Here is an 11,185-nt window from a genome sequence, read left to right as displayed (position 1 = left end):
GAAATACCTGTACATATTCTATTCAAATATACCGTGGTTGTTGCATATAGTCAATATTTCGAGTGTTTCCGAACGATTTAGACATCATACCTGCCGATCTAAATAAATCTAAACATTGAAAAAGCAGGCCAAGGATGTCCTACCTTGACCTGCTTTTTCTTACGCAATTGCTCCACCCACCGATTACTGGGGAATGTATAATACCTGTCCTTCTTCCACATTCTGCTCGGACATGCGATTATATAACAAAAGCTCTCGCGGCGTCAGTTGATAACGCTCGGCAATCACGTCGAGTGTCTCCTCACGCTGTACAATGCACATCCGGACCTTGCGGAACGGCGTTTCCTCGCGGCGGTTACCCAGGAACAGACTCTTCCACTCCTCATCCTCGGCCGATGCGGAATCAACCAATTCCTCCGTCTCTTCTTCCTCGTCCCGAGCGGCTTGATCCTGATCCTGAACCGTTCTGCTCGATTGAAGCAATGAAGATAAGCCTACACCAGATGTGCTGTTTGTGCTGCTGTTCTTCGTGTTGAAGGCCACCTTTAACTCCGGCTTGGTCGGAACCTCTTCGGCTTTAACGGCAACCTCCTCCGCAATATCATCCATATCCTTCAAAGGTACTGCTTCCTCAGCAAAGACAGCCTGGGTTTCCTCCGTTTCCAGTGATTCCAGTGATTCCAGTACCGGTACGACTTCAACTTCTTCGCCCTTACGCTCAGTGACACCAGGGAAACCGGCTGCTGAATCTTCCTGCACCGGATCCGGCTGGGAGGCAGCCCGTTCGAATTGCCATACACTTGGAATCGACGGCTCAGCTGCCTGAGCTTCCGTCTCGCTATGTAAGGCATATTCGACCGTATCCTGGGCTTCAGTCGCACCGGAGATGCTTATGGTGCTGTCCGAGGCCTGTGAATCCCGAGTTTGGTTCTCGTACTGCGCCCAGGATGCCAGATACTGCTGTGTGCGCGCATCCGTCCCGGACTCTTGGGCTCTGGGCTGAGCCTCGTTGACGTAAGAAGGTGAAGCCGAATTCTCGTCAGTGTTAGCTCCGCCTTGAAACTGGTCATACGGGTTGGCTGTGAACTGCTGCTCCTCATTCGAATAATCTGTCGTTTCAGGAGCATGTACCACTGTGAATTCCTCATTGGCCCATACTTGGTCACGGGCTCCGGGAGCCGCTGCCTGAATTCCTTTGAGTGACAGAACCCCTGTAATGTTCAAGCTGCGCTTAGATAACAAATCCACGTCGAAATTCTCGATTTCGACCGCGATGTCATCCAATGATGATACCCGGTTCAGCGGGACCGTGATTTCGACCGGAATCCAGTGTTCGAGCGGCTCCGTCTCTCCAGCTTCGGTGTCACCTTTATACAGGCCTGCAAGAAGCAGATGACCCCGAAGCGTGGCCTGGTCCTGCTGACTGATCACCTGAATGTGCGGGATCAACTCCGCCTCTTCCAATTCATCGATTCCCGGCAAATCTTCCGTTAAATTAATACGCTCGTAAATATCAAACCGCAATCCGTAGGACTGGTCAAACACGGGAATGTCCTCCTTTTTGGCATATACTATCCGTGATCTGTTAACACGGCATGAGCCTAAGTTTTGCCACTCAATTTATCTATATGCCGAAAATAGGAGAGCATGACTTTTTTGCGAATTGTGCGTGAAAGTTACCGACACATTCAGGATCTTGCAAATTTTCTTAACGGCCCGCTGACTCTATGATTTGCTCTCTTAACTCCAACATATCCAGAGGCCAGGGCGCTTTCACCTCAATACTCTCGCCCGAGAGAGGATGCGTAAACAACAGACGTTCGCCATGCAGCGCCTGGCGCGGAAAGGCGCCGCGTCCTCCGTATAAGGAATCTCCCAGAAGCGGATGTCCCATATGACTTAGATGCACCCGGATCTGATGCGTACGGCCGGTTTCCAGACGAATTTGCAGCAGGCTGGCCTTCGGATACACTTCGGATGAGAGAATATGCGTGATCGCAGCCTGCCCGGTTAATGAAACCCTCCGGCGGCTTGCGTGATATCGGTCTTTGCCTATCGGCAAATCGATTCTCTTCAGATCCTGTGGGATCCTCCCCTGAACGATAGCAGCATAAATCCGGACGATCTTCTTCTCCCGCATAGCCTCGTCAAGTTTTAGCTGCGCATATTCATTCTTGGCGTACAGTACGGGACCTGTTGTATCCTTATCCAGCCGATGAATATGCCGGACTGCCGTATGAATGCCTTCGGCTTCGTAATATGCAGCTACCACATGATTCAGCGTCGTCTCCGTGCTCTCGTTGTCCGGATGGACTGCCATGCCGGCCGGTTTGTTCACGACCAGGCAGAAGTCGTCCTCGTACAATACATCTAGCTCATGCCATCTCGGTTCGATGCCGTAATCCCGATAAGGAAAAAGGACCAGCCGAAGCCGATCCCCTCTCCATTGTATCCCTTGTTCATGACGAAGCTTGCGATACAGCTTCTCGGGCATACCGACCGTTTCCATAAGCCACTTGGCAGCAGCCTCGTTCCGATCCGCCTGACTAAGCAGCGCCTTGCCCGGCGTCATCTCCAGCCATTCGCCGCGTTTGCTCCAGTTGCCCCCGTAACTCATAGGCTCTTGAAGGCGTTGTAGTTGGCTTCTATGGTAGCATCGATATCTTCAACCGTATGCGCTCCCGAGATGAACATGCCCTCGAACTGGGAAGGAGGTACGCTGACTCCCTCTTGTACCATCGCTGCAAAATATTGACGGAATCGATCCAGATCACTTGTCTTGGCCGTATCAAAATTGACAACCGGCGTATTCGTGAAGAAAGGACATACCATGGACCCGATCCGGTTGATCGTAAGCGGGATCCCAAATTCCTGAGCGTTACGCTCAAATCCGGCCTGAAGGCGGGCTCCCCGCTCCTCCAGCTGTTCATAGATAGCAGGCGTCAACAGTTTCAGGGTCGTGTAGCCGGCCGCCATGGCGAGCGGATTTCCACTTAACGTTCCTGCTTGATAGATCGGCCCTGCCGGTGCAATCTGATCCATCAGCTCACGCTTGCCTCCATAAGCACCGACTGGCAAACCGCCGCCGATCACCTTGCCCAAGCATGTCAGATCCGGCGTAACGCCATAACGTCCTTGCGCGCAGTTCAGGTCTACGCGGAACCCGGTCATGACCTCGTCGAAAATAAGCACTGTACCATAATCGGAAGTGACCTTGCGGAGTCCTTCCAGGAACCCTGGTTGTGGAGGTACCACGCCCATGTTGCCGGCCACTGGCTCAACAATGACTGCGGCGATCTCTTCGCCGAACCGCTCGAAAGCAAGCTCTACCGATTCCAAGTCGTTATAAGGAACGGCAATGGTGTTGGAAGCCACGCTCTCAGGGACACCCGGACTATCGGGAAGACCAAGCGTTGCGATGCCCGATCCCGCCTTGATCAGAAGGCTATCGGCGTGACCGTGATAAGAGCCCTCGAATTTGATGATTTTGCTGCGCCCGGTATAACCGCGTGCCAGCCGGATGGCGCTCATGGTAGCTTCCGTACCGGAATTCACCATTCGCACAACCTCCATCGATGGCACGCGCTCGCAGACGAGCTTCGCCATCTTCGTTTCCAACAAGGTTGGCGCACCAAAGCTGGTCCCCTTCGCAGCGGTCTCCTGAAGCGCTTCAACAACCTCAGGGTGCGCGTGGCCCATAATCAGCGGTCCCCAAGAACCTACGTAATCGATAAAGCTGTTGCCATCGATATCATATACGCGGCTGCCTTCTCCGCGATCGATATAAATCGGTGTAAGTCCCACAGATTTAAACGCACGTACCGGACTGTTGACACCGCCGGGAATATATAACTTCGCTTCTTCAAAAGCAGAACGCGATAATTCTTCTTTCCGCATATCTTGGCTCATCCTATGCACTCCTAACTCTTTAGTCGTTAATGGTTACTTGCTGCGCATCCAGCGTGCTGCATCTTTCGAGAAATACGTAATGATAATGTCTGCACCGGCACGCTTCATCCCCGTCAGCAGTTCCATCACAATCGCCTGCTCACTGATCCATCCCTGCTGAGCAGCCGCCTTAATCATGGAATATTCCCCACTTACGTTATAAGCGACTATCGGCAGATCAAACTGGTCTCTCAGCAATCTGACAACGTCAAGGTAGGCCATCGCTGGTTTCACCATCAGCATATCGGCGCCTTCCAGCACGTCCGTCTCCGCCTCGCGAAGCGCCTCTCTCACATTGGCCGGATCCATCTGATAGGTTTTACGGTCCCCGAACTGCGGAGCAGAATCGGCAGCTTCACGGAAGGGTCCATAAAAGGCTGAGGCATACTTAACCGAGTAAGACATAATCGGCACATTATAAAATCCGGCTTCATCAAGTCCGGAACGAATAGCTTGGACAAAACCGTCCATCATGTTGGAAGGTGCAATAATATCGGCTCCCGCCTTCACTTGGGAAACCGCTGTACGAACGAGCAGCTCCAGCGACTCGTCGTTTAATACATCGCCGCAGGTGTGACCATCACGCTCAAAGGTATGCACCATACCGCAGTGACCGTGGTCGGTAAATTCGCACAGGCACGTATCCGCAATCACCAGAAGATCGGGATACCACGACTTGATGAGACGGGTTGCCTCTTGAACAATCCCGTTCTCCGCAAAACCGGATGTGCCTACGCTGTCTTTGGTCTCGGGAATTCCGAACAGGAGCACAGCAGGAATCCCTAGACTTACGATTTCGTCTACTTCCTCTTTCAAGGTATCGAGCGAAAAATGATAGACCCCCGGCATCGAGGAAATTTCGGATTTCACACCACTGCCATAGGTAACGAAGATCGGCTGAACCAGATCCTCCGTATGAAGCACGGTCTCGCGAACCATGCTGCGAATGCCGGCATTTTGACGCAGCCGGCGATGACGTACGATTGGAAAACTCATGACGTATACCTCCAGATGATGTAATTTTTGATCATGGATTTAAATGATAAGGATATTATGGCGCAACGCGGCGTGGATCGTTCTCATTCCAAATGCACAAGGACTTCACCAGACTGTCGATCGTCGCTTCCTCGGCGAGGAGGGATACGTGCAGACCGGCTTCCTCTGCCGTCTGGGCGGTCAAAGGTCCGATACAAGCAATCGTCGATCCTTTTAACAGTTCGGCAGGATCTGCCACGCCCATCCCCTTCAGCACCTTCAACAGATTGGTAACGGTAGAGGAACTGGTAAACGTAACCGCGTGAATGCCGCCATCATGAAGCAGCTTCAGCAGCTCATCATCGTTCTCACCGCACAGCACGTTCTCATAGGTCACCGCTTCCGTCACGAGCAGTCCCATTTCCGTCAGCTTCTCCGGCAGCCACTTGCGTGCCAGATCGCCGCGAGGCAGCAGCACACGCTGACCAGGCTTGAGCTCTGGACCGTAAGCATCGATAAGACCTTCCGCCTGGTACCGCTCCTTAATGACTTCAGCGGCTATACCGTAATTACCAAGAGCACGGGCTGTTGCTGGGCCAACCGCGACGATGCGGGCAGAGGCTAAGGAACGAATATCCCGTCCATTATCCTTCAAGTGGCGGAAAAAGAATTCGACTCCGTTCACGCTGGTGAAGAATACCCAGTCATACGTACTCAGCTTGTCCAGTGCTTGTTGAACTCCAGCAAGCACTTCGTCCTTCGAAGGCATGACGGTTTCGATGACGGGAAATTCATAAGGCTCTCCGCCCAGCTCTTCGATTTGGGATACCAATGCACTGGCTTGGCTTCGGGCCCTTGTGACCAGAATTCGTTTACCGAACAGAGGCAGCCGTTCTGCCCATTTCAGGTGCTCCCGCTGAAGCACCACCTGTCCCACGACGATGACGGCAGGCGGCTGAAAATCCGCTGCCTTGACTTTGTCTTCGATGTCCGCCAGCGTCCCCGTCAGCGTATCCTGCTCCGCCCGGGTTCCCCATCTTATAAGAGCCACCGGGGTTTCCGGCGGTCTGCCGTGCTTGATCAGCTGACGGCTGATATAGCCGATCTTGGCCACACCCATCATAAAAATCAAAGTCCCCGTTGCATTGGTCACCTTATCCCATTGAATCATCCGATCCAGCTTTTCGGGACTTTCATGCCCGGTAATGATAGATAAAGATGAAGCATGGTCACGATGCGTCACCGGAATCCCGGCATAAGCCGGAACGCTGATCGCTGAGGTGATCCCCGGTACAATCTCGTACAAGATGCCATGACGGTATAACAGCTCCGCTTCTTCGCCTACTCTACCGAAGATGGTTGGATCGCCGCCCTTTAAACGGATGACCGTCTTGCCTTCCAAAGCATAATCAACCAGCAGCTGATTGATCTGCTCCTGCTTCATCGTATGCCGATCGGGGAGCTTGCCTACATAGACCTTCTCCGCTCCGGGCTTCATCCACCGCAGCAGCCGAGGGCTGGCTAATCGGTCATACACCACGACATCCGCTTTCTCAATGCATTCCTTGCCTTTAATCGTAATCAGGCGTGCATCGCCCGGACCTGCTCCCACGAGATAAACCTTGCCTGCCATCCCCTCAACCCCTAACTTGTGCCAGTATCTTCTCCGCTCCTTTAGCTTTCAGCTTTGCAGCCACTTCCACTCCGAGCGATTCAGGGTCGGTTCCTTCGGCGCTTTCCTTCAATACGATTTCGCCGTCAGGAGAGCCAACCATTCCTGTTAATTGTATAACGTTTTGTGCTCCGCGGGAATCTTCGGCATCCACATTCTTCAGGACAGCGTAAGCCCCGATAGGCACCTGGCATCCTCCGTTCAGCTCGCTCAGAAACTTGCGTTCAGCCGCAACGGTTCGTGCAGTGACCTCATCATTGTAAAGTGAGAGCAAATGCAGCAGCTCACCATCGTTTTCGCGGCATTCAATCCCGAGTGCGCCCTGGCCGACGGCAGGCAGGCTAATTTCAACCGGCAAGTACGATGTGATCCGGTCCTCCCAGCCCATGCGCTGAAGACCGGCGGTCGCCAGAATGATGGCCTGAAATTCACCATCTTCCATTTTGCGAATGCGAGAATCGATATTCCCCCTGATCCATTCGATCTGCAGATCCGGTCGATAAGCCTTGAGCTGGCTGGACCGGCGCAGACTGCTTGTCCCCACCTTGGCACCTGTAGGAAGGTCATCCAGCGTTGTCCCTTCTTTGGAGATCAGGCAATCACGAGGATCCTTTCTTGCGGGGACCGCGCCGGACACTAAGCCTTCGGGCAGAACCGAGGGCATGTCCTTCATGCTATGAACCGCCATATCAATCTCACCGTCCATCATCGCCTGCTCGATTTCTTTGACAAACAATCCTTTACCGCCTACCTTGGAGAGGGTAACATCCAGTATGCGGTCACCCTTGGTGACGATTTTCTTGACGGTGAAGTCATAGTCCAGACCGTGCTCCTTGGCTAAACGCTTTAAATCATCGATAACCTGTCCTGTCTGTGTCAGTGCCAGAGCACTTTGTCTACTGCCAACTACGATTGTGCGCATCTTTCATTCCTCCTGATTATTCGCAATCCACTGCTTGATTTTGTCCTCACTCCAGGGCACATAACCTTCGCGGCGAATCTCTCCGAGCATATCCATGCGGTATGCCTTGTGCAACAGCCGCCTGCGTGCATCAGCGGACTTCACCTCTTCCCTGACTATCGAACGCATCCTATATAAAAAATCCAAATAATCCTCATACTCAGGCCCGAACTGTTCTTCGAGCTCATCGCGTATACCCCGTGCGGCCATCGGCCCTGCTCCTGATGTTGATACCGCCAGTGTAAGCCTCCCTCGCCGCAGCACCGTCGGGTTGATAAACGTCCCGGCCTCGCCGTTGCTGGCTACGTTAACCAACACGCCAAGACGATCAGCGTCCTCCGCTATCTTCAGGTTTAGCTTGCTGTCGTCCGTTGCCGCATGAACCATGAACGCACCTGTCAGATCGTCTGATTGATACTTCCGCTTCGTCCATTGAAGTGCCTTCTCATTGGCCAAACGTTGCAGTTTCTCGCTTCGTAATATGGAACTTACAATATGTACGCTTGCCCCGGCATTCAGCAGGGTGTCGGCTTTACGTTCCGCCACCTTGCCGCCGCCGACAATCAAGCATAGACGTCCCCTGCAATTCAGCAGGACGGGCACATAATGATCATCATATACCATCTGCCATCACACTCCTGACCAACTATGGAAAGCAGACCACGTATTGAGAAAGAAATTCAAAATAATGAATCCATACCCGATTAAGGCCCATATGGCTGCTTCCCTGCCTGACCTTCTCCACAGGCGGCGTTTGATGAAATAAACCAAATACATCGCAAGAGCCGTCAATGTAGACAGGACTTTGATATCCAAGAACAAGGTCCATCGCCCAGCCATGGCCACCGATATCACGGCCAAGATGAGCGACATGACCAGAATAATCGTTCCAGTCATCAGCGCTTTATAAGAATAAACATCAAGCTTCTCCAGACTTGGCAGCCTGCGGATCGTATCATTCCATTGCTTGTGCTTCAGTTTCCGGTGAAGGAACATATAAATCGCCGCAAACACAGCCCCGACGGTCAAAGCGGCGAAGCTGACACTCGCCAGGGCAATATGAATAAGCAAGAGACGATGTTCCGTCTCCCAGCTGTACAATGCATTGTCTCCCGCCGTGAACCATAAACGATTGACCAGCATGACGCTAAACCCGACGAGGTTCATTAACAGGACGGCAAATTCCGACCGCTTCATATACGCCAGGGCAATCGAAGTAATCGATATGCAGAACGCCAGCAGGAGCAGGAAATCAAACAAAGTAAATACCGGGAAATGGAAATGTCCGCCTTCCATCGCTCTGATGCTGATTCCGGTGAATTGTAATAGTGCAGTAATAACAAGAAGCCCTGTGCCTATCCGCTTCGCCACCGAATTGCGTGAAACGCAATCCGAGATATAAAACAGAAGGCTCAGGGCATAGATACAAATGCCGGTGATATAAATTAAGTTTAACAGCATGGGTTTGTACTCACCCTCCTCAAAGGGTGGCTGGGGCTAGAGACACCTTAAGTGGTTTCTCTTCTGCCTGCTGATCTACAGCATTCTTCGTCCGTTCAGCTTTAACGGATGCAGTTGCTTTCTTGTTGCGGCTGCGGGCTTCCTGCTCATTCTCATGGATCAAGCTTTCCAGCGCAAAGATTTGTGAAAAATAATCCAGTGCTTCACCGCCCTGCTTGCCGCCCGTCATTTCCTTAATCCGGTTAATGGGATCATGCATCATCTGGTTAACGATGCTCTTGGTCAAACGACGGATGACTTTTCGCTGGCGTTCATCCAGTTCTGGAAGCTTGTTGAACAAGCTTTCCATCGTTTCTTCATGAATGGTATTCGACTTCTCCTGCAAGGCCCGAATCGCCGGTCTGACACCGAGCGTCTTCAGCCATGTGTGGAATGCATCCATCTCCTCTTGAATCATCACTTCAATCTTCGCTGCTTCCACCCGGCGCATTTCCATATTGGTCTCTACAATGCCTTCCAGATCATCAATATCGTACAAGAACACATTGGAAAGTTCCCCAATCGCCGGATCGATGTCCCGTGGCACAGCAATATCAATCATGAACAACGGGCGGGCCTGACGTTTCTTCATGCTCTCTTTAACCCGCTCCGCATTCAGAACATATTCATTTGAGCCCGTAGAGCTAATAATAATATCGACTTCATGCAGCAAATTCATGGCTTCGGCTATGGCGCAGGGCGTCCCTTGGAACTTGCGTGCAAGTTCCTCCGCACGGCCAAGCGTACGGTTGGCTACAATTACTTCCGCAGCACCGTTGGCATAAAGATGCTTCACGGTTAGTTCGCTCATCTTGCCTGCGCCGAGAATCATTACTTTTTTGTCGTTAAACGTACCGAAAATCCGTTTACCCAGTTCCACCGCAGCGTAGCTGACAGAAACAGCACTCTCTCCGATCGATGTCTCGGAATGGGCCCGCTTGCCGAGCGTAACGGCTTGCTTAAACAACATATTAAACCAAGTACCTGTGGCATTCTGCTGCTGTGACGTCAAAAAAGCATTGCGCACCTGTCCCAGAATCTGCGTCTCTCCAATGACCATGGAATCCAAGCCGCAGGTAACCTTAAACAGATGGGAAATTGCTTGTTCGTCTTCATATATATAGAGGTGCTGTGTAAATTCTTCACGATTAATGCCGAACCACTGTTCCATAAAACTGCGGATAAAGTAGCCGCACATATGAAGGCGGTCTACCACAACATAAATCTCAGTACGGTTGCAGGTAGCGACAATGACGCCCTCCAATACGCTCTTGGTCGAATTTAGCTGCTCTAACGCCTTCGGCATGTCTTCTTCCGAGAATGTAAAACGTTCTCTGACTTCCACGGGCGCCGTGCGATAGTTCAACCCAACAACGACGATGTGCATTGCATGTTCACCTGCCTATTTCTCCGAGTAGTTTTGCCGTTCACAACGGACTGTCTTGACCCTGTTCATTATATCACAGTATACTGAGCACCCTTGTCTATTTTATGAAATGTTTATGAAATCCCCATACTTCTTCATGCCATTCATGAAGATTTCTAACTATAGACCGTACCTTACTATTGTGGATATAGAACACCTTAGATATACGTATTATTTTCTACGAAATCTGATTTCAGAGAACGACGGACTGGAAATCGTCGTACTTCTCATATCCCCAAAATAAATAACCATGGAAACCTCCATGGTTATCAGTATAGGCATTTTTTAAGAAGGCTGGATTAAACGAGTTCAGCCTGGTTCATCTCAGGCGTCTCCACGGTCATTTCCCCGAGTCCGCGCACGAGTTTCTTAGCATAGCATTTTTCAGGTTTCAAAGCGGATACCAGATAGTCAATAGCCAATTGCGGATCTACTGTCTCCCCGCAGGTATAACAGTCAATCGCAGCAAAACCTCTCTCAGGGTATGTGTGAATCGAGAGATGGCTTTCCGACAGCAACACCAGCACAGTCGCACCTTGTGGTTCAAACTGCTTGGATTGGACGGACATTACCGTTGCTCCACATGCTTCAGCGGCTTCCACCATCTGAGCTTGTAAAAATTCTGCACTGTTCAATAGTTCAAAATCGACTCCCCAAGTATCAACAGCAACGTGTCTTCCGAAAGTTGAGTATTCCATCTTCC

Annotated in this window: 10 protein-coding genes; all 10 read right to left on the bottom strand. The window is 51.4% G+C overall.

The genetic code is table 11. The features are described 5' to 3' along the window. Positions 1-183: 183 nt before the first annotated feature. Positions 184-1,545, bottom strand: coding sequence for a LysM peptidoglycan-binding domain-containing protein (locus tag ABEW73_RS16470; RefSeq protein WP_430169682.1), 1,362 nt, complete (start codon positions 1,543-1,545; stop codon positions 184-186). A 163-nt stretch (positions 1,546-1,708) separates the two neighbouring features. Next, positions 1,709-2,617, bottom strand: coding sequence for an RluA family pseudouridine synthase (locus tag ABEW73_RS16465; RefSeq protein WP_430169684.1), 909 nt, complete (start codon positions 2,615-2,617; stop codon positions 1,709-1,711). After that, the gene (gene hemL, locus ABEW73_RS16460) at positions 2,614-3,909 is read right to left on the bottom strand and encodes a glutamate-1-semialdehyde 2,1-aminomutase (RefSeq protein WP_213647995.1); all 1,296 of its coding nucleotides are present in this window, start codon (positions 3,907-3,909) and stop codon (positions 2,614-2,616) included. Before hemL ends, ABEW73_RS16465 begins: the two co-directional genes overlap by 4 nt. Before the next feature lie 33 nt (positions 3,910-3,942). Next, entirely contained in the window at positions 3,943-4,944 is a 1,002-nt protein-coding gene (gene hemB, locus ABEW73_RS16455; protein WP_430169686.1) for a porphobilinogen synthase, read from the bottom strand. Between the two features lie 55 nt (positions 4,945-4,999). Next, on the bottom strand, positions 5,000-6,556 hold the full coding sequence (gene cobA, locus ABEW73_RS16450; protein ID WP_430169688.1) for a uroporphyrinogen-III C-methyltransferase: 1,557 nt from the start codon (positions 6,554-6,556) through the stop codon (positions 5,000-5,002). 4 nt (positions 6,557-6,560) lie between these two features. Next, positions 6,561-7,517, bottom strand: coding sequence for a hydroxymethylbilane synthase (gene hemC / locus ABEW73_RS16445; RefSeq protein WP_430169689.1), 957 nt, complete (start codon positions 7,515-7,517; stop codon positions 6,561-6,563). 3 nt (positions 7,518-7,520) lie between these two features. After that, the gene (locus ABEW73_RS16440) at positions 7,521-8,180 is read right to left on the bottom strand and encodes a precorrin-2 dehydrogenase/sirohydrochlorin ferrochelatase family protein (protein WP_430169691.1); all 660 of its coding nucleotides are present in this window, start codon (positions 8,178-8,180) and stop codon (positions 7,521-7,523) included. A gap of 6 nt (positions 8,181-8,186) precedes the next feature. Beyond that, a complete protein-coding gene (gene ccsA / locus ABEW73_RS16435) occupies positions 8,187-9,017 on the bottom strand; it encodes a cytochrome c biogenesis protein CcsA (RefSeq protein ID WP_430169693.1) in 831 nt (276 codons plus the stop codon). A gap of 19 nt (positions 9,018-9,036) precedes the next feature. Next, positions 9,037-10,443: a glutamyl-tRNA reductase gene (hemA, locus tag ABEW73_RS16430; RefSeq protein WP_430169695.1), complete on the bottom strand. Its 1,407-nt coding sequence runs from the start codon at positions 10,441-10,443 to the stop codon at positions 9,037-9,039. 338 nt (positions 10,444-10,781) lie between these two features. Next, complete coding sequence (gene speD / locus ABEW73_RS16425; RefSeq protein WP_076323114.1) at positions 10,782-11,180, bottom strand: adenosylmethionine decarboxylase; 399 nt, start codon at positions 11,178-11,180, stop codon at positions 10,782-10,784. Positions 11,181-11,185: the final 5 nt, after the last annotated feature.

Source organism: Paenibacillus lautus, assembly GCF_050482385.1.
GTDB lineage: Bacteria > Bacillota > Bacilli > Paenibacillales > Paenibacillaceae > Paenibacillus_AQ > Paenibacillus_AQ lautus_B.
Note: the sequence above shows the minus strand (reverse complement) of the source record. Positions and strands in the feature narration are given on the sequence as shown.

What these genes read in the sequence shown, in the direction of transcription:
- speD (WP_076323114.1), bottom strand. Translation starts at nt 11,180, where the DNA reads ATGGAATACTCAACTTTCGGAAGACACGTTGCTGTTGATACTTGGGGA.
- cobA (WP_430169688.1), bottom strand. Translation starts at nt 6,556, where the DNA reads ATGGCAGGCAAGGTTTATCTCGTGGGAGCAGGTCCGGGCGATGCACGC.
- hemL (WP_213647995.1), bottom strand. Translation starts at nt 3,909, where the DNA reads ATGAGCCAAGATATGCGGAAAGAAGAATTATCGCGTTCTGCTTTTGAA.
- ccsA (WP_430169693.1), bottom strand. Translation starts at nt 9,017, where the DNA reads ATGCTGTTAAACTTAATTTATATCACCGGCATTTGTATCTATGCCCTG.
- hemB (WP_430169686.1), bottom strand. Translation starts at nt 4,944, where the DNA reads ATGAGTTTTCCAATCGTACGTCATCGCCGGCTGCGTCAAAATGCCGGC.
- ABEW73_RS16465 (WP_430169684.1), bottom strand. Translation starts at nt 2,617, where the DNA reads ATGAGTTACGGGGGCAACTGGAGCAAACGCGGCGAATGGCTGGAGATG.
- ABEW73_RS16440 (WP_430169691.1), bottom strand. Translation starts at nt 8,180, where the DNA reads ATGGTATATGATGATCATTATGTGCCCGTCCTGCTGAATTGCAGGGGA.
- hemA (WP_430169695.1), bottom strand. Translation starts at nt 10,443, where the DNA reads ATGCACATCGTCGTTGTTGGGTTGAACTATCGCACGGCGCCCGTGGAA.
- hemC (WP_430169689.1), bottom strand. Translation starts at nt 7,517, where the DNA reads ATGCGCACAATCGTAGTTGGCAGTAGACAAAGTGCTCTGGCACTGACA.